A 24,944-nucleotide genomic window follows, 5' to 3' on the forward strand; every position below is an offset into this window, starting at 1 on the left:
CTGCTTGGTAGTTCGAAGGGAAAGACAGATTGGTTTAAACTCCAAAGATCATAGTAGCTCTATCTCTTTGTGAAGCCTAACAATACCTCTTTATCCGAATAAAATTAAATTACCACAACTTTTCGACAACATCAACCTTTAGATTTTCTCGGCTGCCTATATAGATCTTGGGGATGTACAATACTCGGACGTTCTATTGTACCAGGATAAGGTCTTCTTAATATTATATGTGATAGGGCCTTTGGCTGAAACGGGAGAAGCGGCCATAAATAAGGCGTATTTAACGTTTTTATACTAGTAAGCATAATAATGTAAAGTGTGATGCCTATGACTAGGCCAGGCACTTTAAATAAAGCGACCAATACTAGCAGGACTAAACGGGAAATTTTATTTGCAACTCCTAGTTCTAAGCTTGGAGTGACAAATGTACCGATTGTCGCTACGGAAGCGTAGAGAACCACCTCAGGAACAAATAGGCCAACATCTATCGCTATCTGTCCTATCAAAACTGCCGCAACCAAGCCCATTGCCGTAGAAAGCGGGGTCGGGGTATGAACGGCTGCCATCCTTAAAAATTCTATCCCAATATCGGAAATGAAGATTTGGATCACAATAGGTATATGTGTTTTATCATTCGGCCCGATATACTCTAACTTCTCCGGCAGGAGGGAAGGCTCCAAACAAAACAATAACCAAATCGGCAGCAAGAATAACGAAACGAAAATCCCCAAAAAACGTACCCAGCGCACCAAGGATCCAACAGCAGGTGCCTGCCGATACTCCTCAGCGTGCTGCATGTGATGGAAAAGAGTGGACGGAGTAATGATGACACTCGGTGACGTATCCACATAAATAAGGACATGCCCCTCAAGTAAATGTGTTGCAGCTACATCAGCCCGTTCCGTGTACCTGACAAGCGGGTATGGGTTATATCTTTGCTTGACGATGAACTCTTCGATCGTTTTATCAGACATCGTTATGCCATCAACCTCAATACTATTCAATTCCTTACGAACGATATCAATTAAATCAGGATCGGCAATATCTTTAATGTAGCCGATGGATATATCCGTTTTCGACCGTTCCCCTACATGCAACATTTCGAAACGTAATCTTTCATCCCTGATTCTCCGTCTGGTTATCGCTGTGTTAATGATGATATTCTCGACAAAACCGTCCCTTGATCCACGGACGACTTTTTCCGTATCGGGTTCTACTGGCTGTCTCCCGGGATAACTCCTGACATCCACAACCAGTCCTATTGGTTTACCATCAACAACAATGACTATTAAACCGGATAATACCTGATCAACAAGCTCATCCATCGTCTTTATTTCTTCAACGGATTGGTGTACAAGCAAGTTTTTGACTACATCAAAAACTTTAGTAGACACGATTTCGGCATTTTTGTTATGAATAAGAGAATCGAGGATTCCAATGATGTACTCTGTATCCGTCAGCCCGTTTATGTAGTAAAGATGCACATCTTTTCTTAGGACCTTTATCCTTCTTACACCTAAGTCGAAGCTGACGCCTAGACCTACATTCTTTTCCATGTACGCGTCAACTTCCGCTACCCTATCCGGAATCGGTTTCATGTTTTCAGGTTTTTCTGATGTCATCATGACCACTCCTTTCCAATATGATTTCCACCGCTAGCTTCGTTATCGGTGCTCCTCTTTTAAAATCGTCCTGATGGGACATTTTTCCGATATCCCCTATCCCCACTACTATCGGAACATGTAATTGATCGATGCAATACACCGTATCTCCAGTTATCTTGCCGAGTTCAAATTCTTCGGCGCCGTATTTATCAACCCCGTTCGGTGTCAGGTTACCATCACGGTCAATACAGATATCCACCTTGGTCCATTCTTCCCTTCTAGTCTTTGAAGCGACCGCTATCACACCAAGGACATTAATATCAGGGTGACCGGCAACTACCTTCATTGCCTGTTCGCCTGATCCTTCACCGATAAAACCGCTATCATCAAACATGACCAATACAGGATCATACTTCGCCTTTTTTATTAATTCAACTAGCTCCAAGCCCGTATATCGTGATGGATTACCTTGGGACATGGAGATACACCTTCCCCCTATTTCCTTGGCTACATGCTCGACAGCCCGTTTCGCATACTCATCTCCATCCGTAATCAATATCACTTTTCGTTTGGTCACCATCTTGGGCCTACCTTTCATCATCAGGAATAGTTACCTCATAAACTTATAAATCCACTAAATAAATCCATTGGAATAATGATCCGGCTATTTTCCCCAATACGAGTGCCATTAACAGATAAATGATTTTCTCTTGAATTCCGATTCGCTTTGACAGAACCGGAAATACATTCAGGACTTCAGTTAAGGCAGCAGCAAGCATTCCATTAAATATCCCGTCAGCCAAACCAATCGGAATTAATAAAAAATATGGGAGGGAAAATTCTGTTTCCTGTAATCCTAACCATGTTCCTGCGACAACGCCGGCAATGATGGCTCCTTCGTAGTAATGAATCATCTTCATTGTTTTTGTCAGCTGAGTCAGTCTCGGAATCACCCCTAGTACAGTTAAAAACGCTACAAAACCCGCACCTGTCGCAAAACCCCCGGCTAATCCGACAAAGATTCCAAAGATAATTTTACCGGTCATCAAGGTGGCGCACATTCTCCTTATTTTCATTCATGATTACATAACTGTCCAAATCCTGCTGATAGTTGAACATTTCAACCTCAAGCGGACTAGGTTCCTCATTGAAGCGTTTTTTAAAAAAGTGATTAAAAAATAGAATCATGCCCATACCAAGGCCGAAGCTATATGGGATTTGGATCAATAACGGCTTATCATCCACTTTTCCCGTGATTATAGTAAAGATTTTTTGATGCACTTCCCCCATGCTGACATCCACATGAAAATTCATGATTGTCATCCCGCCTCCGACAAATAACAAAAACCAAACCAAGGCGAATGTCAGGTATGACATTTTCTTTTTCGAGAGGATGATTTCGATGATCGTTTGGGAGGGCCCGAATGTCTCCAGTTCAATAGTCGAATCCATCTTGCGGATGGCCACGATTACTTGAGCCAAATCAACGACAATAATATTCTTATCTTCCTTCTTGACCGTTAATAATATAATTTCTTCAATAATGGGAATCACTTCTTCAGGTCCGATTATCCTTGCAATATCTTTTATCCTCACCGTTTGATTTCCCTTTACTTGTACACGGTTCCTCATCCTGATATATACAACTGCCACTATCATCACATCCCGACCTTTTATTTCCTTATGCTAGTAGTATGGTTTGGAAACAGTTTGAAAATGCAGGAAGTGAACCAAGTCCAAATATTACTAATTTGAAAACAAAAAAAGACACGCTGCAATGACAGCATGTCTTTTTGATTACATTCATACATTAATGAGTGGGGAAGAAAATCAGCTGAATCAAAAATATAAATCCAAAAATATAAATGATAGGATGTACAGATTTTCCTTTTCCACTGAATACCTTCATAAGGGGAAATGTAATGAACCCAATCGCAATCCCTGTAGATATACTTGAAGTAAGCGGCATCGTCAAAATGATCGCAAATGCCGGAAATGCCTCATCGAAAATTTTCCAATTTACTTTAGCCAGCCCTTCCATCATGAAACATCCTACAATGATCAAAACGGGAGCTGTGATTGCTTGAACTGAAGAAATTGCCGATATCAACGGAGAAAAGAAAATCGATGCAGCAAACAAGATTGCCACGACAGTAGCGGTTAATCCCGTACGTCCGCCTGCGGCCACGCCCGTACTCGATTCAACATAGGCCGTCGAAGGACTTGTACCAAACATCGAGCCGACTGTCGTCGCAATGGCATCACCTAAAAAGGCTTTCTTGGCACGAGGGATTTTCCCATCCTTCGTTAGACCAGCCTGTTCCGTCACACCAATCAAGGTTCCTGTCGTATCAAAGATCGTCACAAGTAAAAAGGCGAAAACAATTGAATATAATGAATTCGTGAAGACCCCAGCAATATCGATATCGAAAAATACCGGTGTTGGAGGTACAGATAAGACCCCATCAAAGTTGAGCAAACCGATAAAGTAGCCAATGATTGCCGTAATGATCATACCAATGAAAATTGCCCCTTTAATATTACGGGCCATAAAAATCAAGGTAATGAATAAGCCTGCCACCGCTAAAACGGTTCCAGGCTGGTGTAAATCTCCAAGCGTCACCATCGTTGATTCATTAGGCACTACGATTCCAGCATTTTTCAATCCGATAAACGCAATGAATAAACCAATTCCGGATGTGATGCCATATTTTAATGAGTTAGGAATCGCATCAATTATCATTTTACGCAAGCTTGTCACGCTAATTAATAGAAATAGCAAACCAGCAATGAAAACCGTACCGAATACGGTCTGGTATGAAAGGCCCTGTGCCCCCACTACGCTGGCAAAATAAGCATTCAAACCCATCCCTGGTGCTATCGCAATCGGGTATTTTGCAACAAGCCCCATGATAAGGGTACCAATCACCGCTGATATGACCGTTGCCATGAAAACTTGTTCAAATGGAATTCCTATTGAAGACAATAAAGCCGGATTCACAATAAGGATATAAACCATAGTTAAAAATGTCGTAACACCCGCCATGACTTCTGTGCGGACATCCGTCCCATTTTCTTTCAAGGAGAAAAACTTTTCCAAAAACATATTTTAGACCTCCAGATCTAAAGGAAACACCGACAACCGTTTGCACGAAAAGACAAGGTGTCCTAATATTGTACTGCATCGACGTTTTTCCTGATCGTTATTCATTGAAAGAAAGATAAAAAACGAATGAGGAACGCGACCTTTACTATAATATTCGTTTTTATTCCTAAATTCAACTAAAAATTCGACCCATTCATATTTTCGCCTTACCCGATAAGGAATCACTTTTAATTTTCCTAAAATCAAGATTTATTTTCAGCTCAATAAAAAAACCACATGAATCATTGATTCATGTGGTTTTTCATTTGCTGAAGAATCTTCTTTTCCAGCCTTGACACCTGGACTTGGGAAATGCCAAGCCTTGCCGCCACTTCCGATTGCGTCTGATCTTTATAATACCTCAGGAAAACAATCAGCCTTTCACGTTCATTCAATTCATGTATGGCTTCTTTCAAAGCGATTTGATCGAACCAGGATGTTTCATTATTGTCGGCAATCTGGTCAAGAAGAGTAATCGGATCTCCATCATTTTCGTAAACCGTTTCATGGATGGATGAAGGGCTCCTGCTAGCTTCTTGGGCCATGATGATTTCCTCTGGCGACAGCTCTAGATGTTCCGCCAATTCATTGACAGTCGGAACACGGCCATACGTCTTTGAAAGTTCCTCTTTGGCCCTGCGAATTTTATTCGCCATTTCCTTTAATGACCGGCTTACTTTAACCGTTCCGTCATCACGGATAAAACGTTGGATTTCACCAATGATCATAGGCACAGCATACGTTGAGAATTTCACTTCAAACGATAAATCAAATTTATCCACGGACTTCAACAGGCCAATACAGCCTATTTGATAAAGGTCATCCGGTTCGTAACCTCGATTGAGGAACCTTTGCACCACTGACCATACAAGCCTCAGATTGCTGTTGACAATCAGGTTCCTCGCATCTTGGTCACCGCTCTGGCTGCGTTGGATTAAATTCCGCAATTCCTCATCTTTTAAATGGGGCTGGCCTTTCTTGCTCTTCCCGTTTTTAACCTCCACATCCATATGCAAGTCTCCCTTAATTGCACAAAGCTCTGCTTGTAGTTAAGTGCTTTTTTAATCGAATGATCGTGCCTTCGCCCTTGTGGGAAATTATATTGATTTCATCCATGAAGTTTTCCATGATGGTGAATCCCATACCGGAACGTTCAAGTTCGGGTTTTGTCGTAAATAACGGCTGTTTAGCCTCCTCGACGTCTTCAATGCCCAGTCCTTCATCCCGAATGGTCAATTCCACAGTATCGCCTTCGATGACCACTGAAATGTAGACCCAACCTTCCGGGTCACTTTCATAACCATGGATAATCGAATTCGTAACGGCTTCTGACACGACAGTCTTGATTTCTGTCAATTCATCCATCGTCGGGTCCAATTGGGCAATGAAAGCCGCAACAGTTACCCTGGCAAAAGATTCATTTTGGCTAAGTGCAGAAAATTTCGTTTCCATTTTATTTTTCATCTTAGGCAACCCCCAGTCTTTGCAAAGCGTTTTTTTCGGATAGTTCCATTTTAACAATTTTAAACAACCCTGACATCTCAAATAACCGCTTTACTGCTGGAGAAATTGCACAGACCACCATTTCACCTTGCTTTTTGTTTACCTGCTTATAGCGCCCTAAAATAACTCCGAGCCCTGAACTGTCCATAAAATCCAATTCTTCCATGTTAAGGATGATATGCTTGATGTTATGCTTTTGAATGGCTGCCTCTGCCTGGTTTTTCAATTTTTCTGCTGTATGATGATCCAAATCACCTTTGAGACGAATGCACAATACTCGGTTTTTCGCCTCCATATTAATCGTAAGACTCATTATATACAGCCTCCTTCACTGTCTTATAAAGAGTCAAATTCTCTTTTTCACCTGCCGATTCCTCCTTACTAGCAAAACTAGTGGAGTTTCGCCTAAATTAGTACGATTAACAGGCAATGCGACAATTTATTCTATTTCGCCTGGGTAAACATGCCGAAAGCCCTTTTATACAATTGCCACCAGCTGGCATTTTCAACAGTTTCCTTCGCTACTATCGGAGATTCGACATACACTTTACCGTTTTTCTTCAATTCAAGCGTACCAATTTCATCTCCTTTTTTAATCGGGGCATCCAAATCTTTATCAAGCGTGATTTTTTTTGTAAAGTCCTTTGCCGTTCCGTTTTTGGCTGTCAAAACTGAAATCGGTTCACTTGTGACTCCCACCACGGATTTTTTGTGTCCTTTACTTACCTTGACTTCACCTAACGTTTCGCCGCGTTTATAAATCGGGTATGTGATGTATTGTGAAAATGCATAATCTAACATCTTGGTGACCTGAGCGTTTCGTTCTTTTGGAGAAACGGCTCCGAAAACGACGGCAATGACACGCATATTCCCTTTTTTGGCAGTCGCTGTCAAACAATACTTCGCTTCATTTGTGAATCCTGTCTTCAATCCATCGACCCCAGGGTAAAATTTCACTAATCTGTTCGTGTTGACAAGCCAGAATTTCTTTTCGGTATTTTCACGGAGATAATCTTCATATGTACCCGTGAACCTTGTAATCGTATCGTATTTCAATAATTCCTTTGCCATGATCGACATATCATGTGCCGAACTGTAATGATCTTTAACAGGAAGGCCTGTTGCGTTTTGGAACTTTGTATTTTTCAAACCGAGAACTTTCGCCTTTTTGTTCATTTTCCTAACAAACTCTTCTTCCGATCCAGCTATATGTTCAGCCATCGCCACCGATGCATCATTCGCCGAACCAATCGAGATGCCCTTGAGCATTTGTTCTGTGGTCATTTCTTCACCCGGCTCGAGAAAGATCTGGGAACCGCCCATCGATGCTGCATACTCACTAGTCCTGATTTTCTCCTTCATGCTAAGTTCGCCTTTATCAATCGCTTCCATGATCAGCAGCATCGTCATGATTTTCGTCATGCTTGCCGGTGAAAGACGAACGTCTGCATTTTTATCATAGAGAACAGTACCTGTATCCCGTTCAATCAAAATAGCGGATTTAGCATTTGCCGCCAATTCGACTCCTTTTTCTTCAGCTGCTTTTGTATGCGGGATGCTAAAACCCAATGCTACCAAAACGGTTAAAAATAGAGAAAGAATCCGCTTCATCTCCATACCCTCCAATCTTTATAGATTTTATTTTTTCCATTAAACCCATTTTTATACAAATAAAGATGAATTTTGAAACATATACTGGATATTGGGTAACAAATTGAACCAAATTAAAAGAGGATGCGCATGGGCATCCTCTTTTAACATTCAATGGGATAAACGTAAAAAAAGGCCGCTCAAAAGCGGCCTTTTTTGGAAAATGTTTATTCCATGATCTCTTTATAGATCAATGTAGGTTTTTCTATTTTCTCTTTTGAAATCGCAATGCTTTCATACAATTTTTCCTTTACCTTTGAAACATCTTCAAAATTGCTGTAAATCGTCACTAGGGATTCACCTTTTGCCACAGTTTCCCCGATTTTTTTACGAAGTACCAGTCCGACTGCAAAATCAATCTCTGATTCTTTTGTTGCCCGCCCGGCGCCCAACAGCATGGCTGCCGTTCCTACCTCATCAGCGATGATTTCCGATACATATCCGTCCTCTTTCGCTTCCAGCTCGAAAGTATGAGCAGCCTGCGGTAGTTTTTCCGGCTGATCTACAACCGAACCATCGCCTCCCTGCGCTTCTAGGAAAACCTTGAATGAGTTAAGTGCAGAACCATCCTTAATCGCATTTTCCAGCAAGGTTCTTGCTTCTTCCAGCGAGCTTGCCTTTTTGGCAAGGTATACCATATGGCTTCCTAGTGTTAAAGAAAGTTCCGTTAAATCTTCCGGTCCCTCTCCTTTAAGCGTATCGATGGCTTCCTTCACTTCTAAAGCATTTCCGATTGCGTAACCCAAAGGTTGGCTCATATCGGAAATGACGGCCATCGTGTTTCGTCCCACATTGTTTCCAATACTAACCATTGCATGCGCCAACTCTTCGGAATCTTCGAGAGTTTTCATGAAAGCGCCCGCTCCCGTTTTAACATCAAGTACGATGGCATCAGCACCAGCGGCGATTTTCTTACTCATGATCGAGCCAGCAATCAAACCGATACTGTTAACGGTAGCCGTAACATCGCGCAATGCATATAACTTTTTGTCGGCTGGAGTCAGGTTACCACTTTGTCCAATGACAGCTATCTTATTTTTATTAACAAGTCGAATGAACTCGTCATTTTCTATTTCGACATGAAATCCTTTTACAGACTCCAACTTATCGATCGTTCCTCCTGTATGACCAAGACCGCGTCCTGACATCTTTGCCACTGGAACACCTACAGCAGCAACCAATGGTCCAAGCACTAGAGTTGTGGTATCACCAACACCGCCTGTTGAATGTTTATCGACCTTAATTCCTTCAATCATCGATAAATCAATTTGATCTCCTGATTCGACCATTGCCATGGTTAGATCAGCACGTTCCTGCTCATTCATGCCTTTGAAATAAACTGCCATTGACCAAGCGCTCATTTGGTAATCCGGAATCGATCCATCGGTAAACCCTTTGATGATGAACTGTATTTCTTCTGTAGTAAGAGCCTTTCCATCACGCTTTTTCTCGATTAAATCTACCATTCTCATATTAGAATCCCCACTTTTTCAAAGACACCGCTTCTCTTAGGTGTACTTGGATTTTTTTGTTCGTTTTATATGTCTTTAACGATAAGCTTAACAAATTCAAGAAAACTGCTTTTCACTTTTTCAGTCGTTTCAATTACCTCTTCATGCGACAAAGGCTGATCAAGAATGCCTGCGGCCATATTTGTAAGGCATGAAATTCCGAGCACCTTCATACCACTATGCCTAGCTACGATAACTTCCGGAACTGTCGACATACCAACTGCATCCCCGCCAAGGATCCTTGCCATTTTCACTTCTGCCGGTGTCTCATAGGTCGGTCCTGTATTTCCGATATAGACACCTTCTTTAATATCCAATCCTAGTGAAGCTGCTATTTTTTTTGCTTGTGTCCGAAGGTCTTTATTATACGCCTCAGACATATCAGGGAATCTAGGGCCGAAACGCTCTTCATTAGGACCAATCAATGGGTTGGCCCCCATTAAATTAATATGATCCGTAATGAGCATCAAGTCACCTGGTTCATAGCTTTCATTAACGCTTCCGGCAGCATTCGTTACAATTAACTGCTCAACACCAAGCAGCTTCATTACACGTACAGGAAAAGTGACCTTCTCCATGGAGTAACCCTCATAAAAGTGGAAACGTCCTTGCATAGCTACCACTTTTTTACCACTTAGATGTCCAATGACAAGCTGTCCAGCGTGTCCCTCAACAGTCGATACCGGGAATTCCGGGATTTCGTGGTATGGAATAGTTATCGGATTTTCAATTTCATCCGCCAATACTCCAAGACCGGAACCAAGAATCAGTCCTATCTCCGGAGAGCCTTCAATTTTACTTTTTATAAATGACGCAGCAGTCTCTATTTTATTAAACATCTATTTAATCTCCCCTAAATTTAAATCGCCCAATATATTTTTCCCAAAGGCAGGCATTTTCACGTCAAAATTAGCAGCGACCGTCGCCCCAATATCAGCAAATGTATCTCTAATCGGGAGTTCTGCACCTTCTGTAAATCGTTTGGAATAAACTAATAATGGTACATATTCACGTGTGTGATCGGTTCCTTCATGGACCGGATCATTCCCGTGATCGGCAGTGATGATCAATAAATCATCCTCTTTCAGTTTATCAAGGACTTCCGGCATCCGAGCATCGAATTCTTCCAATGCCTTTCCGTATCCCTCTGGATCGCGGCGGTGACCGTATAAAGCATCGAAGTCGACTAGATTAAGGAAACTTAACCCTTTGAAGTCCTGTTCTACCGTTTGGATTAATTTATCCATTCCATCCATATTGGATACGGTCCTCAATGATTCAGTGACGCCTTCCCCATCAAAGATATCAGAGATCTTCCCGATTGCGAGCACATCATATCCAGAATCTTTCAATTCATCCATTACTGTCCGGTTAAAAGGCTTCAACGCATAATCATGACGGTTAGGCGTTCTTTTGAAGTTGCCTGGTTCACCTGTGAACGGTCTGGCAATCACGCGTCCAACCTTGAACTCATCAGCCATCGTCACTTCACGGGCAATTTCACAAATCTTGTATAATTCATCTATCGGAACAATATCTTCATGTGCAGCAATCTGTAATACGGAATCAGCTGATGTATAAACAATCAGCGCACCCGTTTTCATATGTTCTTCGCCAAGCCTTTCCATGATTTCCGTGCCGCTTGCCGGGACGTTCCCAATAATTCCCCGCCCCATCTTCGCCTCGAGTTCATTGACTAATAATTCCGGGAAACCATCTGGAAATACACGGAATGGAGTCGATATATTCAACCCCATGATTTCCCAATGTCCAGTCATCGTATCTTTTCCTGTAGAGGCTTCCTTCATTTTCGTATAGTATGCGAGAGGTTGTTGAGCTTTATCAATCCCCTTGATTTCACGGATATTGCCTAAACCCAATTTTGCGAGTGTCGGCATGTTCAATCCATTCATTCTTTCTGCGATATGGCCAAGTGTATCCGCCCCTTTATCGCCGAATAAATCTGCATCAGGTGCTTCGCCAATCCCAACTGAATCCATAACTATTACAAATATTCGTTTAAATGCTGAATTCCCTTTCATGAGTCATTCCTCCTAAAATAGTAAATCACTTTTTATACTCTCTATAATACCCTTGTTCTGCTTAGTTACTCTTCATTTAAATGAAATCGTGAGAACGTCAGAAGTCTGACCTCTCTACATTGTAAACGATTACCATGATGGAGACAAATAATATATTTCGGAATGAAACAAAGTGCCCTAAGATGCACGTTGGAATCATTTGCAGCCCTTTTAGCAGTCAAGTACAAATGGAGAAAAAGGCTGCTCCTCCAACTGCCTCGCAGTTAAATTCACAACCTTTTCTATCATTCTACTATTCTTTTAAGCTCGCGGATGGAATTTTGAATATACATCCTTGATCCGTACGTTCGTAATATGTGTATAAATTTGAGTTGTCGAAATATCCGCATGACCAAGCATTTCTTGGACGGCACGTAAATCAGCCCCGTTCATCAATAGATGTGTCGCGAAAGAATGTCTTAGTGTATGCGGTGTAATTTCTTTTTCAATTTGTGCCGATTTTACAAGTTTTTTTAGAATCTTCCAAAATCCCTGCCTTGTCAGCCGGTTTCCATGATGATTCAAAAAAAGTGAATCTGTCCTGTGCTTGGGACTGGCCATTTTCCCCCGGGAACTTTCCATATAATGTTCAATCGCACCCAATGCAGTTTGTCCAATCGGAATGATCCTCTCTTTATTTCCTTTCCCTACGCATCGGACAAAACCCATCGATGCATGGACATCACTCACATCCATGGATATCAACTCACTGACACGCATCCCCGTCGCATACATCAGTTCCAGCATCGCCTTATCGCGTAAACCGAATTCATCCATTTTCTTCGGGGCTTCCAATAGTGCTTCCACCTCTTCCATGCTTAATACCTTTGGAAGGCTTCGTTCAGGTTTTGGCGTTTCTATATGTATGGACGGATCCTGCTCGGTTACTTTTTCCCTTAAAAGAAATTGATGAAAAGACCGAATGGAAGCTATATGACGCGCCACCGTCTTCGATGATTTCCCTTGATCCTTCAAATGCACGAGAAAATGCAGGATGTTCACCCGCCGTGAATCATTCCAAGCTTCAATGGTTTCAACATCTTTCAGATAGCTCCAATATGATCTTAAGTCACGCTCATACGAGACGAGCGTATTTTTGGCAAGTCCTTTTTCAATGGTTAAAAAATGAATGAAATCCCTAATTTGATTCTCCATATTCATTACTCCCCGTTTAAATAAAACAACATTAAGCGTTCAAGCCATGCGTCATCACCCGTATCAACAGCCTTTGATACTTTTACGGCCATGCCTTTCGGTTCATCATAACGATGATAACTTTGATATTCCTGATTTAACCATACCATTCCTATATAAAAAAGAACAGTGAAGCTAACAAAGAGAACCATCACTTTAGCCGTGTGCAAAACAAGCGATAATGATGTTTTCATCATCTTTCCCCTCCCATTCGACCCTTTGTATCAATCTATGCCCAACAGGACAAGTTTTATACGTGTTTCGGAAAGGAGAAAACAAAAACAGCTCTTCCTTGAGAAAATAGGTCTTTAAAATGCAGAAAACCTTCTCCATTAAATGGAAAAGGTCCGACTTCATTCACCTTAATTTTCTTCTTTGTCATGACATCGATGACAAATGCCATGAAAGGTTAATCTATGGTCTTTAATCTTGAAGTTCCAGTCGCGTTCCACAATGTCTTCTACGTCTTCAAGTAGGTCTTCCTGGATCTCATCTACCGCACCACATTCCACACAAACAAGATGATGATGGAAATGCGCAGCTCCTTCTTGTCTTAAATCATAACGGGAAACCCCGTCTCCAAAGTTAATTTTATCTACTATCTTCAATTCAGTCAGCAACTCTAGCGTACGGTAAACTGTTGCCAATCCAATTTCCGGCGACTTTTCTTTGACAAGGAGGTAAACGTCTTCTGCGCTTAAATGATCCTCTTCATGCTCAAGTAAAACGCGGACGGTCGCTTCTCGCTGAGGCGTTAATTTGTAGCTGGACGAGTGTAACTGCTTTTTTATCCTATCAATTCTGTTTTCTATTTCCATACCTAATATTCCCTCCCGCGCCGCTATCCTATCCATTATATCAAAAGAGGGAAAACTGTCAAAATAGATTTCTTGTTAATGATAAAAAAATTTGCGGGAACGGTAAATTTTCATCAACGACCCAATAAACTTACGACATTTTTCATTAAAGAAGGGGATAGGTACGCTTCAAAAACGGCAGCCGTAATCAAAAATAAACCCGACAAAACCAATGAGAAAATATACCGCGAAATTATCGGCTTCAGCGGTTCACGAACCTGCTTTAGGAAAATCCGGCTGATCATTTTCATTGATAGTGAGACGGCAAGGACGGTTATTACGATGAATATCGGGACGATGAATATATTTTGGGGCAGAATAGCGACAAACGATAATAAGAACCCGCTCCATCCCATTTGATTGACTAAAAAGCCGACTGTGAATCCAACAACCATCCCTTTTATAAATAACAAAACCAGGATGACCGGCAAACCGATGACCGATATTCCGAGAATCCAGATGACCCCGATATACTTTATATTATGCATAATACTTTGGCTGAACATATCATGCGAAGATGCAAATTCACCCTTGGATACTTGTCCGAAAAATTGCGATAAATAATAGAACAAGTCTTCCTTTTGGGTAAAGCTCAAACTATTCACCAATATTGCCCCAAAAATGACACCCATCAAAAAAAGCACAGTGATAAAGACATATAATGAGGAATGTTCGTTAATATGTTTCATTACGGCATTTTGTACGACAGATTTTTTTTTCATCTTTCATCCTCCCAACTCCGCTTACTAGAATCTATGTTTTCACTCTCTCATTTATGCTAAGAAAACTTTCCCCATCAGCCGAACGCCTTGAACCCAATTCGTGTTATAATTTTCCATATCAATAATATATGGAGGCAGGATATGAAAGCTATATTAATGGATTTTCCCGAAAAAATTGAAACCCCACGATTATATCTAAGACCTTGTCAGCCTGGCGATGGCCTGGACCTTTACGAAGCCATTGTCCATTCTAAACCTGAATTGAAACAGTGGCTGCCGTTTGCACATCAAGATTTTTCGTTGGAAACTTCTGAACAGAACGTCCTTAAGTCCTTTGCGGACTTTATTTTAAAAGAGGATATCAGACTCCATATCTATAGGAAAGAAGACGATCAATTCCTCGGCTCCACTGGTCTGCACCGAATTAACTGGGATATCCCTAAATTCGAAATTGGCTATTGGATTGATACGAGATACAGTAAACTAGGCTACATAACGGAGGCAGTGGAAAAGTTAACTAAATTTGCCTTTTACCATTATGGCACAAAACGAGTGGAAATCCGCTGTGACCCTAATAATATTGCCAGCAAACGGATTCCTGAGAGGCTAGGATATACCCTTGAAGGTATTTTGCGTAATGACTGCCTTAGTGCAGACGGCAAGGAAGTGCGGGACACCTCCATTTATGCAAAAACAACAAACTAAAAAAGTCCTGACAGATCTCATCTGTCAGGACTTTTTTAATTTAATTCCTTTTTGACCTTTCCGTACTTTCCTCCGCCCCCCACTTCAAAAGAAAGCGTCCCTTTTCTGGCAGAATCGATGTAGCGCGCCAATTTTTCAGGAACGATTTCCATGAGCTGTTCAAGCGTAACTTCATGAAGGATATTCATCTCTGTTCCAAATGCCGCCAGCAGTTTTCCCATGGATTTCGGTCCGAGTCCTGGGATGAAATCGAGTGGCACTTGATGGATATACGGTGGCCTTTCCCTTCCTTTTCTTCCGTCCAACTCGGAAATGGAGAGTTCTTCGATCCTGGACGATACCCCTTTAATAATGGATTTATTACCACACTCGGGACATTGTTCATCATCCCTCAATACCTGGTGTAAACACCCTGAACATACGGTTTGATGATACTTTCCCAATAAGGGGTTCAATCCATAATTAACGGCCACCTTACGATTCCCTTTTTCTTTAAGGGCTTTTGCCAGCTCATTGAAACTTGGTTCTTCAAGCAGGACTTTTTGATATTCACGGGCGATTTTTCCAAGCGAATGCGCATCGGAATTTGTCACGAATACATAGGAGTCCAACTCCTCGATATCCTTGACCATTTCTGTATCTGAACTTAAACCAAGTTCGATGGCATCAATTAGCTTCGGATCGAATACTTCTGTCAGACTGGATCGCACCCCTTTTCCATATAAGCTTTTAAATGGGGTAAAGACATGTGCCGGGATAAACAGGCCGCCCAGTGACTTCACGATCTTTTGCAGCGTTCTTCCATCACAATAATTCCTTTGGGAGCTTAAGGTGATATTTTTAACATGTCCGCTCATCCATGAGGAGAATTCCTTCATCGCTTTTAAAGTGGGGAAATAGGCGAGGACATGGATCGGTCCATTACAATTCTGATCATAAATTTCAATCTCCGAGCCTGGAATGATGGTTGTATTCTTGTATTGAAGTCCGCCTTCAATCTTTTCCGTGATTTCGCCATCAAGAATCCCCGCTTCGATCTCTTCGATAATTTCAGGAGAATGGCAATCGATTATCCCGATTAGATCAAGGCCCTTCCTTTCACTTGCCACTTGCAGCACATTGCTGAAGGTTAACGTTTTAGCACCTGTTATTTTCACGGACCTTCCGCTTCTCGTTCTGCCTATATGGATATGCAGGTCAGCGTAAAATTCTTTCATTTATGATGTCATCGCCTTTTTCAACTGCAGATACTGAACTGCATATGCCGTTTTGGCATCCTGGATTTTCCCTTCATCCATATAAGTTTGAGCTTCCTCCAACGTGAGTTCAAGCATCTCGACAAATTCATCTTCATCCAGTGGGGCCGCATTTTCTTTCTTTTTCAAATTGTGGGCCACATACAGGTGGACCAATTCATCGGCGAAACCCGGGGATGTATAGAAGGATATGATGTGCTCCATTTTTTCACATTCATAACCTGTCTCCTCCTCCAGCTCCCGTTTAGCCGACAGAACCGGCTCTTCGCCTTTCTCCAGCTTTCCTGCAGGAATTTCCACCAAGCTCCTCTCCAGCGCTTTACGGTACTGCTCAACCATGATGATTTTATTGTCTGCCGTGAGAGCTATGATGGCAACCGCCCCCGGATGTTTGATTATTTCACGTTTACCCATTTTCCCATCTGGAAGCTCTACTTCATCCACTTGCAGGCTGATTACCTTTCCCGTGAAGATTTTTTTCGATGACAGCGTTTTTTCTTCAAATTTTTTCATCCTGACCACTCCTCTGTTCTAATTGCAGCATGATTCCTCATACATTTTACCATAATAGAGATGGAGGGCGATTTAATGAAAGTTTACGTATTGGAAAAAAGCGTTACTTTATCCGGAAAGAGTTGGGAAATCCTTCAAAAACTAAAACAATTACAAAATCAATATGTCTATATCAATGATTGGATTGCCGACATACATGATCAGGTGCTGCCCACTCCTTTAAAACGGATCAAGTGAATTCTTTGAGTGAAATGGATTTCTCCTTTACAATGAATGTAAAGGGAGTGGATAACATGAAAAAACGCAGAATAGGAAATTCTGACTTGCTAGTTTCTGAAATCGGGCTCGGATGCATGTCATTGGGGACTGTTGAAAATCAGGCATCCGAAATCATACAGGCCGCTTTAGATGAAGGAATCAATTATTTTGATACTGCTGACTTATATGATTTCGGTATGAATGAAGAAATCGTCGGAAAGAATTTAAAATCGGTCCGCGATAAGGTATACATAGCCACCAAGGTCGGAAACCGCTGGAATGAAAATAAAGATTCCTGGAGCTGGGATCCATCTGGCGCCTATATTAAAACGGCTGTAAAAGATAGCTTAAAGCGATTGGGTACTGATTATATTGATCTTTATCAGTTACATGGCGGCACCATTTCAGACAATATCGGAGAAACGGTAGAAGCATTTGAAGATTTGAAAAAAGAAGGCTATATCCGACATTATGGAATTTCCTCGATTCGTCCGAATGTAATCAAGGAATTCACTGAAAAGTCTGAGCTTGATTCCGTGATGATGCAGTTTAATCTACTCGACCGCCGCCCAGAAGAGTGGCTGTCCCTTATGGCCAACAACCAGATCAGCATTATCGCCCGTGGCCCCCTTGCCAAAGGGCTGCTCAGTGAAAAAATGCTTGAAAAGGCAAATGAGGATGGATACCTTGACTATAGCTATCACGAACTTAAAGATTTACTTCCGCAAATAAAGGACAAACTTTCTGATAGGAAGTTGAATGAAACGGCACTTCAATATGTATTGTCACATAAAAGCGTCGCTACCGTTGTACCAGGAGCAAGCTCCGTACAGCAGCTCCGTGAGAACTGCCAGGCCGCTAACAGCCCTTCACTGTCCAAAACCGAGTTGGATATCCTGAAGCGGTTGACCAAAGCGAACAAATATGAAAGTCACCGGGAGTAAAAAGAATAGAACTAAACTAAATGTTTCAAAGGAATGTCAGGACAACCTTTAGGCTGCACTATCTCCGTTTAACCAACGTGATAGGCAGCCTTTTTCCGTTCCTTCGTTTTTTTCGTCTTACTGCTTCTATACCGCTTTCAAGTTTCCCATCATTCTAATCCCTTTCCAAACCAATTTAACTTCATACCAACGTTTTTAACTTTTTCATTGGACATCTCAAAATCAATATTGTACAATTCAGTTGTGCACAATTTAAAAATAAGAAGATAAGGGAGAAAATATGATGACAAAACCATTATTTACAACGTCTGTAACAGTTGATGGCGGCAGAGAAGGAACGGCAATTTCTGCTGACGGCAACTTCACGGTTGATATTGCGATGCCTGGAACACCTAGGGCTAAACAGATGCCTGAAGCATCTAATCCGGAACAGCTTTTTGCAGCTGGATATGCTGCATGTTTTGATAGTGCTTTGCAATCAGTTGGTAAAATTGAACGCGTTTCTTTCGATTCCAAAGTCACCGCAAGCGTCAGTCTTTTGATGGGTGAGATGCATCAGTACAGCTTGGCTGTAACTTTGGGCGTGAAGGGATCCGGGGTCGACAAGGAGACATTCGAAACCCTTGTTCATAAAGCACATCAAATGTGTCCTTATTCAAAAGCAATCAATGGCAATGTGGACGTCGCCTTTGAAATAGATGTAGATTAAAAATCCGACAAAAAGACGCTTGGGGGTTACCAAGCGTCTCAGACTGTAGACAAACTCGAAGAAAAGCGAGTTTGCCTCAAGTTTTTTATTTGAAAAAGTTGCAGTTGATTTCAGTTGAGACCGGCATGTTCTATTGTCGGTCTACAGTTTAGGGTTGTTCGTGTTCTATCTAAAAGAAAAACAACGTTGATTGGAATGGAAGGTACGAGACTCCTGCGGGAAAAGCGCGTCCAGGGGAGACCCTGCAGGCGCAAAGGCGCCGAGGAGGCTCCCGGACCGCCCGCGGAAAGCGAGTGCCTGGAGTAGAAATCATTTCACAAACCCTCTTTCAGAAGGATAACCAAGTCTTCTTTTATAGTCATGGTTCGGGGTACAGACCATTCCGAATCTCCTTTTGTCGACAAAAAGACGCTTGGGGTCACCAAGCGTCTTTTCTTTGCTAAAATTCCTGTAAAGTTTTCAATAGCTGGAGCAGCGAAGCTTTTAAATCCTCAACCACCTTCTTATCATCACCCGACATTGCCGAAATGCGATCGGGAATGAAACAGGCCTCTTCCTGTAAACCAAGTCCCTTTTCCGTCAACTTAATCATGACAGACCGTTCATCTTCAGACGAACGTTCACGGACAATCAAGCCATTCTGCTCCATTCGTTTCAACATGGGGGTAAGCGTTCCTGAGTCGAGGGCAAGGAGCTCCCCTAGTTTTTTTACTGTAAGTGTATCCTGTTCCCATAATAGAAGAAGAACAAGATATTGAGGATATGTCACTTCGAGTTTATCAAGCAGCGGTTTATATTTCTTCGTCATTTCCCTTGAACTTGCATAAAGCAGGAAGCATAATTGGTCTTCCAGTACTTTTTCTATTTTACTTTGCATCATATCACCAGCTAATTGTAGTCCATCCGATATGAAAGCATATCGAACTTATCTTTAATATAATCGTTATACTTTATAAAATAAAGGAATATCAGCTAGGAATGGTCTTCCTGAACGGGAAAAGGGAGCCAGCCCTCTTAAAACTTAAACTGCTCCCTGTTCTTCATTTATAGTTCTTCCAGTTCAGATTGCTTTCACCCAATAGTTCTTCGAATGATTTATTCTTCTCCCGACGCTTTCTTTCTTCGCGTTTTTTTTCTTCTTCCGCTGCCCTTTTTTCTTGTTCAGCCTCATTAAGTTCCTTTTGCTTTTGACGAAGCTGGGACATGATATCTTGATTGATCATATCACCAAGTTTCAATGAAGATGAATCTTTATCTTGGTTTTTGCTTTGATTTTGATTTCGCTGCTGTTTCTTTTTCACCCTTAAAACCTCCTGGCCATTTATGAAATTATTATATCACGACTGCCGTTTTCCTCGTCATGGTTTTCAAACAGTGTTTTCCCATTTCCCTCATGGTAAAATAAAGAAAATCAACCGAGGAGGGCCTCTCATGAAGAAATGGTGGTTTACACTAGCTGGAATCCTATCGTATATCATCGGCGTCGGCATTTATTTTTCCAATCGGATCATGTACATGAAAAAGAAGGAAGATGATTTTATCCAGAATCGTGAAATCATGGCTAAACGCCTGATCACGGAGGATTTTGATAATCTGCCTAAAACGGAAATTTGGGTATCGTCACCATCCGGATATTCCTTGAAATGCTTGTTCATCGAACCGCATGATACTAATAAGTGGGTGGTCATTTCTCATGGTGTGACGGAGAACAAAGTCAATTCAATTAAGTACATGAATATTTTTCTTAAGCGGGGCTTCAATGCTATCATTTATGACCACCGCCGGCATGGGGATTCCGGTGGCAAGACGAGCAGTTATGGACATTATGAAAAATTCGACCTGAAGGCCGTAATCGATGAATTGAAAAGACGTAAAGGTCCCGACCTTCATATTGGCATTCATGGAGAATCCATGGGGGCTGTAACCCTGCTTTTATATGCCGGAATGCTTGAAGATGGTGCTGATTTTTACATTGCCGACTGTCCATTTTCAAATTTCGAGGATCAGATTAAACACCAGCTTAAACATGTAGTCCCACTTCCCTCTTGGACCGTGTTTCCGCTTGGGCGTACGTTCATCAAGCTCCGGGATGGGTATTGGACCAATGAAGTATCACCAATCGATTATATGAAAAATATCCGAAACCCCGTGCTCTTCATCCATAGTGAAAATGACAGTTTCATCCCCGCTTACATGACAGCGGAATTATATGCAGCAAAAGAGGGCCCAAAGCAGCTGTACATCGCTAAAAAAGGGGCCCACGCTCAATCTTATAATGAAAATCCAAGAGAATATGAAGATCAAGTCGATCAGTTTCTAAAACTTGTCTGAGAAGAAAGAGAGGGAACCCAAGATTCCCTCTTTGCTTCATTTAGATTTTATTAAAAAAGCTCATCCTCGGATTTAAGATTTGATTTGGACTTTTTAATTGAAAGCTGTTCGCTTCCGGAACAAAATCTATTTTCATGACTTCATCAAGAAAAATCATTTTTGATTTCTCCACATATAGAGGAATCCCGTTTGTTTCCACTTTTTCGGTACCTTCTTCAGGGTCGTTGACCCACCATAGCGCGGTCACACCACTTACCACGCAGCCACAGCCATCCGTATCATATTTCAACTGTAAATATCCTTCTTGTCCCTGTACTTTATCGGCTATTTTCTCAGCCGCTGTTTCCGTCCATTCAATATACATGATTGCACGCCTCCCGATGTCTTTCCTTTCCCCATTATAAACGATAAAAACGCTTCTGTTAAAGAAACTGCCTGCTTCCTTTTGCAACATCAGCCACACGAAGACCGTGCTAACAATGCCGATTCTCTTACGCCCCATGATCCCTTTCATCACGATGCCGTTTCGAAAATGAAAGGCTGTCCCCTGGAACAGCCTTTCCGCTCATCATTCCATTATCCTTACATCTGCTATATCGGAAAGCCTGATATAGTGAACCTGCTGAAACCGATCAACGATATGAAGCTTTTGGGTGGGCTCATTATAATAATGGATCCTGCCGATTAACAGCTGATACCGGTTTCCTTCATAATGAGCAATCGTAACATCCTTTCTTTCCTCCATCGCTTCCCCCATTACCGCATTCATTTCCTCCAGTTGCTGTTCATCCAGGATGCGCTTCGTTTCATAGCCATCCTCCACCACCCAATCCCGCAGCATCTTCACATGCTCCGGTAACATCATCGATGTCCATTTGATACGGCCGCGATCACGAATCATTCTTTTTCCCTCCCTTCAATGTCACCCTTACGCCTTATGCCCACCAAGCAGCCTGCTTCGGTAAACGGCTGTACCCGCTTCCGTATACGAAACCGCACGCAATAACGATTTGGCTCCATATTTATGGCGGATTCGATCAACCGTGTAACTCAATTCCCGCTTCTTCCAGCGCGAAGCATCGAATAAAGTCAGCTGCATTTCGTTATCATCCACAATATTCGAGAGTCTAACCTCTATGCTCCGAACCGTTTTTTGCTTATAGTTCTCATGAAAAAGCTCCAGGCAAACTTTATATAACTCCATCGTAATGTTGGTAGGTTCGCTAATCGAACGTGAACGATGGAAACCTCCGCCAAACTCATCCTTGCTGTAACCAATGCTTAGGCTCACCGTTCTTCCTGCCTTGCGATGGGTGCGTGCCCTTCTTCCAACTTCTTCGCAAATTTCCAGCATGACCTGCTTTACCTCATGCTCCTCCTTATAATCCCGCAGCAGGATTTGACTTTTGCCGAAGCTTACCTGCCCTTCGATGATCGCTGCCCCCATATCGGATAAATCTATTCCCCACGCATGGTGGTAAAGCTGATTGCCCATAATCCCAAACTTCGCTTCAAGTAATTCAAGATCATAATTGGCAAGCTGCCCAACCGTAAAGATCCCCATTCCATGAAGGGTTTTTTCAACGCGCCTGCCGATCCCCCACATTTCACGAAGCGGGGAAATCGGCCAAAGTTTGCTTGGCACATCCTCATACTTCCATTCTGCAATCCCTTTATGTTTGGCATCCAAATCAAGGCAAAGTTTTGCCATAAGCATGTTCGGTCCAATTCCAATTGCACAAGGGAGCTGTAATTCGCGTTCGATTTCATCCTTTATCTTTTCAGCTATCATCCGGGCATCTCCCCATAAAGAAGCGGCACCATCGACTTTCACAAAACTTTCGTCCACACTATATACGTGAATCGCTTCTTTGGGCACATAACGGTTGAACAAGCGGGTGATTTCCGTCGAAACCCTTAAATAGGTCGCCATTTTAGGTTCAACGACGACAATCTTCGGATCATTCGGGATCTCAAACATCCGCGAACCTGTCTTGATGCCAAATTCCTTCTTCATTTTTGGAGAAGCCGCGAGCACAATGCTTCCTGTCCTCTTCAAATCACCAACCACCGCCAGATAACAATCAAGCGGGTCCAGACCAAGCATGACTGCTGAACAGCTTGCATAAAAACTTTTCATATCGATACACATAATTGATTGTTTCGGCATCGTCCCATAATCCATCATTTCTTCACCCTAACAAGAATATACGTTCGCTTTTATTATATTCATAACTTTAACCGAATATACGTTCTTATTCAATGGAAGTTTTCATACAAATTTCTACTTTTTATTGTAATTCCCTTGAAAAATATAATTGATACTGAAAATGGATAAAATACCAATTTTATACTAAACATCCAAATTGTTTTTTTGAAAAAGAATCAATTAGTAGCTTGAATAATTTTTAATGGATCCATATGCTCAGTTTTTTAAAATTCATCCACCCTTTTCAACAGGCTTTCGTCTATTTATAATTCAGTCTTACTGCTCATTTTTTGTAATGAAACTGTAACCAAAAATATGTCTAATTGTCATAATGGTATTGTAGGATAATATTGTTAAGAATAATAGAGAGATAGCTAGAGAGGAAATGAAAATTATGAAGAAATGGATCGCTTCAGCCGCTGTTGCATCTGCCATGATGCTAACCCCACTGCAAGCCTTTGCAAATATTGGAGATCAAACCCTCAGACCCGGAATGACACATAGTGATGTCAAACAACTACAACAACTTTTAAAAACCAAAGGTTATTTCACATATTCAGGTTCACTGACTACATATTACGGCACTTATTCTGTATCCGCAGTAAAAAAATTCCAAAAAGCCAAAGAATTAACTGCCGATGGGATTGCCGGCCGAGGCACATTTAATGCGCTTGGTGTTTATAATGTCAATAATACAAGCCTGATAAGCTATGCAAAAACCTTAATAGGCAAACCTTATAAATGGGGCGGGACGACACCGACTGGATTCGACTGCTCAGGCTTCGTCTATTATGTATTCCAGAAATCACAAGGAATTACCTTACCGCGTACAACATCATTGCTCTATTCCAATACAGGTTTAAAGGTATCTTCACCATCTAAGGGTGATCTTGTATTCTTTGATACTTCTTCTGGAAGAACAGGAGTATCCCATGTTGGGATCTATATCGGAAATGGTCAATTCATTAGTGCTACGTCTTCTAAAGGAATAACCATTACGGATATGGATAATTCTTATTGGAAACCAAAATATTTAGGTGCGAAAACTTTATAAAATCAGGACGAGAGCTTATTCTTGTGAGTGAATCCCCATAAAACAACCGGACAGAATTCCAAAGTGATTCAGTCCGGTTGTTTTATTTTATATATAATATTTCATTTGTTAAATCCTCAACTGTCACCATGAAAGAAGAGTCTAGGTTGGAACGATTCATCATTTCGATATTATAAACATGCTCTGATGGTAAATGGACGACTTCGAGAACCATGAATCGCTGACTTTCCGCTTTGCTGACATGATCGAGGGCAGCAGTGACCGCCCTTTGTTCGGCTAAGCTTTTTTCATCCGTCAAAACAAGAATCAGTTCCGCTTCCGCTTTCCCAGGAAATGATTTCTTCACCCCGCCCCGGTGCCATGGCTTCACTTTCATCCCGATTTCCAGGTCGGAATAATCGAGGTCATTACCATGTTGATCTTGAATATATGTATCATTGGTCACCTTATAATACGTCCCTTTAATCAAAATCCTTTTATCGTCAAGATCCGTAATGAAACCTTCTTCCCCCTTATCAATGACTTCATCCATGTTCCAATCAGGGGATTGGCAGCTACCCAGAATAAAGGCAACGAATATAGAGATATAAAGGTTCACTATCATCTTCATACAAATCCCTCCTAATAGAAATAGACGGATTCCCCCTGAAATAGTTACCAAATTATTTAACACAGAAAACTTCGGGCATTTCAAAAAG

At 41.7% G+C, this 24,944-nt stretch carries 30 protein-coding genes; 6 read left to right on the forward strand and 24 right to left on the reverse strand.

Annotated elements, in window-relative coordinates:
* Positions 1-131: 131 nt before the first annotated feature.
* The 16 genes from J7J00_RS07540 to spoIIM all read right to left on the reverse strand — a co-directional run bounded on the left by J7J00_RS07540 (position 132) and on the right by spoIIM (position 14,267).
* The gene (locus J7J00_RS07540) at positions 132-1,625 is read right to left on the reverse strand and encodes a spore germination protein (protein ID WP_396020506.1); all 1,494 of its coding nucleotides are present in this window, start codon (positions 1,623-1,625) and stop codon (positions 132-134) included.
* A complete protein-coding gene (gene spoVAEA / locus J7J00_RS07545; protein ID WP_214789552.1) occupies positions 1,603-2,184 on the reverse strand; it encodes a stage V sporulation protein SpoVABEA in 582 nt (193 codons plus the stop codon). The genes J7J00_RS07540 and spoVAEA overlap by 23 nt, the downstream gene beginning before the upstream one ends.
* Positions 2,185-2,227: 43 nt before the next feature.
* Positions 2,228-2,650, reverse strand: coding sequence for a stage V sporulation protein AB (locus J7J00_RS07550; protein WP_144526820.1), 423 nt, complete (start codon positions 2,648-2,650; stop codon positions 2,228-2,230).
* Entirely contained in the window at positions 2,640-3,260 is a 621-nt protein-coding gene (locus J7J00_RS07555) for a stage V sporulation protein AA (RefSeq protein WP_144526821.1), read from the reverse strand. Before J7J00_RS07555 ends, J7J00_RS07550 begins: the two co-directional genes overlap by 11 nt.
* Before the next feature lie 154 nt (positions 3,261-3,414).
* Positions 3,415-4,710 carry an NCS2 family permease gene (locus J7J00_RS07560; RefSeq protein ID WP_214789554.1) on the reverse strand — a complete coding sequence of 432 codons (1,296 nt, stop codon included), beginning with the start codon at positions 4,708-4,710 and terminating at the stop codon, positions 3,415-3,417.
* Between the two features lie 281 nt (positions 4,711-4,991).
* Entirely contained in the window at positions 4,992-5,759 is a 768-nt protein-coding gene (sigF, locus tag J7J00_RS07565) for an RNA polymerase sporulation sigma factor SigF (protein ID WP_214789556.1), read from the reverse strand.
* 13 nt (positions 5,760-5,772) lie between these two features.
* Positions 5,773-6,213 (reverse strand): anti-sigma F factor, encoded by a 441-nt coding sequence (spoIIAB, locus tag J7J00_RS07570; RefSeq protein WP_034308139.1) that lies wholly within the window; start codon positions 6,211-6,213, stop codon positions 5,773-5,775.
* A gap of 1 nt (position 6,214) precedes the next feature.
* Positions 6,215-6,565 carry an anti-sigma F factor antagonist gene (gene spoIIAA, locus J7J00_RS07575; RefSeq protein WP_034308142.1) on the reverse strand — a complete coding sequence of 117 codons (351 nt, stop codon included), beginning with the start codon at positions 6,563-6,565 and terminating at the stop codon, positions 6,215-6,217.
* 131 nt (positions 6,566-6,696) lie between these two features.
* Entirely contained in the window at positions 6,697-7,863 is a 1,167-nt protein-coding gene (locus J7J00_RS07580; protein WP_214789558.1) for a D-alanyl-D-alanine carboxypeptidase family protein, read from the reverse strand.
* A 206-nt stretch (positions 7,864-8,069) separates the two neighbouring features.
* Positions 8,070-9,374, reverse strand: a complete 1,305-nt coding sequence (locus J7J00_RS07585; protein WP_214789560.1) for a pyrimidine-nucleoside phosphorylase — start codon at positions 9,372-9,374, stop codon at positions 8,070-8,072.
* A 65-nt stretch (positions 9,375-9,439) separates the two neighbouring features.
* Positions 9,440-10,252: a purine-nucleoside phosphorylase gene (locus J7J00_RS07590; protein WP_098373672.1), complete on the reverse strand. Its 813-nt coding sequence runs from the start codon at positions 10,250-10,252 to the stop codon at positions 9,440-9,442.
* A complete protein-coding gene (gene deoB, locus J7J00_RS07595; protein WP_214789562.1) occupies positions 10,253-11,455 on the reverse strand; it encodes a phosphopentomutase in 1,203 nt (400 codons plus the stop codon).
* Between the two features lie 300 nt (positions 11,456-11,755).
* The gene (gene xerD / locus J7J00_RS07600; RefSeq protein WP_214789564.1) at positions 11,756-12,649 is read right to left on the reverse strand and encodes a site-specific tyrosine recombinase XerD; all 894 of its coding nucleotides are present in this window, start codon (positions 12,647-12,649) and stop codon (positions 11,756-11,758) included.
* Between the two features lie 5 nt (positions 12,650-12,654).
* Positions 12,655-12,882, reverse strand: a complete 228-nt coding sequence (locus tag J7J00_RS07605) for a YqzK family protein (protein ID WP_057914302.1) — start codon at positions 12,880-12,882, stop codon at positions 12,655-12,657.
* A 168-nt stretch (positions 12,883-13,050) separates the two neighbouring features.
* Positions 13,051-13,500, reverse strand: a complete 450-nt coding sequence (gene fur / locus J7J00_RS07610; RefSeq protein ID WP_034311309.1) for a ferric iron uptake transcriptional regulator — start codon at positions 13,498-13,500, stop codon at positions 13,051-13,053.
* A 119-nt stretch (positions 13,501-13,619) separates the two neighbouring features.
* Positions 13,620-14,267, reverse strand: coding sequence for a stage II sporulation protein M (spoIIM, locus tag J7J00_RS07615; RefSeq protein ID WP_214789566.1), 648 nt, complete (start codon positions 14,265-14,267; stop codon positions 13,620-13,622).
* Between the two features lie 141 nt (positions 14,268-14,408).
* Here spoIIM and J7J00_RS07620 point away from each other — a divergent pair, with 141 nt between their 5' ends.
* Positions 14,409-14,972, forward strand: a complete 564-nt coding sequence (locus J7J00_RS07620) for a GNAT family N-acetyltransferase (RefSeq protein WP_214789568.1) — start codon at positions 14,409-14,411, stop codon at positions 14,970-14,972.
* A 35-nt stretch (positions 14,973-15,007) separates the two neighbouring features.
* Here the strand turns inward: J7J00_RS07620 and J7J00_RS07625 are convergent, their stop codons facing one another.
* The gene (locus J7J00_RS07625; RefSeq protein WP_214789570.1) at positions 15,008-16,189 is read right to left on the reverse strand and encodes an endonuclease Q family protein; all 1,182 of its coding nucleotides are present in this window, start codon (positions 16,187-16,189) and stop codon (positions 15,008-15,010) included.
* Positions 16,190-16,741: an NUDIX hydrolase gene (locus tag J7J00_RS07630; RefSeq protein ID WP_214789572.1), complete on the reverse strand. Its 552-nt coding sequence runs from the start codon at positions 16,739-16,741 to the stop codon at positions 16,190-16,192.
* Between the two features lie 75 nt (positions 16,742-16,816).
* Between J7J00_RS07630 and mciZ the strand changes: the two genes are divergently transcribed.
* From mciZ to J7J00_RS07645, 3 genes are all read left to right on the forward strand, one after another.
* Positions 16,817-16,978 (forward strand): Z-ring formation inhibitor MciZ, encoded by a 162-nt coding sequence (gene mciZ / locus J7J00_RS07635; RefSeq protein WP_214789574.1) that lies wholly within the window; start codon positions 16,817-16,819, stop codon positions 16,976-16,978.
* 56 nt (positions 16,979-17,034) lie between these two features.
* The gene (locus tag J7J00_RS07640) at positions 17,035-17,943 is read left to right on the forward strand and encodes an aldo/keto reductase (RefSeq protein ID WP_214789576.1); all 909 of its coding nucleotides are present in this window, start codon (positions 17,035-17,037) and stop codon (positions 17,941-17,943) included.
* 283 nt (positions 17,944-18,226) lie between these two features.
* Positions 18,227-18,652, forward strand: a complete 426-nt coding sequence (locus J7J00_RS07645; protein ID WP_214789945.1) for an Ohr family peroxiredoxin — start codon at positions 18,227-18,229, stop codon at positions 18,650-18,652.
* 439 nt (positions 18,653-19,091) lie between these two features.
* Here J7J00_RS07645 and J7J00_RS07650 read toward each other — a convergent pair whose 3' ends face one another.
* Positions 19,092-19,529, reverse strand: a complete 438-nt coding sequence (locus J7J00_RS07650) for a MarR family winged helix-turn-helix transcriptional regulator (protein WP_098369884.1) — start codon at positions 19,527-19,529, stop codon at positions 19,092-19,094.
* A gap of 163 nt (positions 19,530-19,692) precedes the next feature.
* On the reverse strand, positions 19,693-19,953 hold the full coding sequence (locus tag J7J00_RS07655; protein ID WP_098369883.1) for a YqkE family protein: 261 nt from the start codon (positions 19,951-19,953) through the stop codon (positions 19,693-19,695).
* A 130-nt stretch (positions 19,954-20,083) separates the two neighbouring features.
* On the opposite strand from J7J00_RS07655, the gene J7J00_RS07660 reads away from it, so the two are divergent.
* Positions 20,084-20,983 (forward strand): alpha/beta hydrolase, encoded by a 900-nt coding sequence (locus tag J7J00_RS07660; RefSeq protein WP_214789578.1) that lies wholly within the window; start codon positions 20,084-20,086, stop codon positions 20,981-20,983.
* A gap of 40 nt (positions 20,984-21,023) precedes the next feature.
* On the opposite strand, the gene J7J00_RS07665 is transcribed toward J7J00_RS07660, so the two are convergent.
* Genes J7J00_RS07665 through J7J00_RS07675 form a run of 3 tightly spaced genes read right to left on the reverse strand, consistent with a single transcriptional unit; the run spans position 21,024 to position 23,171 of the window.
* A complete protein-coding gene (locus J7J00_RS07665) occupies positions 21,024-21,497 on the reverse strand; it encodes an iron-sulfur cluster biosynthesis family protein (protein ID WP_309487151.1) in 474 nt (157 codons plus the stop codon).
* Positions 21,498-21,551: 54 nt separating this feature from the next.
* Positions 21,552-21,884, reverse strand: a complete 333-nt coding sequence (locus J7J00_RS07670; RefSeq protein ID WP_141993873.1) for a YolD-like family protein — start codon at positions 21,882-21,884, stop codon at positions 21,552-21,554.
* Positions 21,885-21,911: 27 nt separating this feature from the next.
* The gene (locus tag J7J00_RS07675) at positions 21,912-23,171 is read right to left on the reverse strand and encodes a Y-family DNA polymerase (protein WP_214789580.1); all 1,260 of its coding nucleotides are present in this window, start codon (positions 23,169-23,171) and stop codon (positions 21,912-21,914) included.
* Positions 23,172-23,586: 415 nt separating this feature from the next.
* Between J7J00_RS07675 and J7J00_RS07680 the strand changes: the two genes are divergently transcribed.
* Entirely contained in the window at positions 23,587-24,246 is a 660-nt protein-coding gene (locus J7J00_RS07680; RefSeq protein WP_214789582.1) for a C40 family peptidase, read from the forward strand.
* 82 nt (positions 24,247-24,328) lie between these two features.
* Here the strand turns inward: J7J00_RS07680 and J7J00_RS07685 are convergent, their stop codons facing one another.
* On the reverse strand, positions 24,329-24,856 hold the full coding sequence (locus J7J00_RS07685; RefSeq protein WP_214789584.1) for a DUF3221 domain-containing protein: 528 nt from the start codon (positions 24,854-24,856) through the stop codon (positions 24,329-24,331).
* Positions 24,857-24,944: the final 88 nt, after the last annotated feature.

Source organism: Bacillus sp. ISL-4 (genome assembly GCF_018613275.1).
Taxonomy (GTDB): Bacteria; Bacillota; Bacilli; order Bacillales; family DSM-1321; genus Peribacillus; species Peribacillus simplex_E.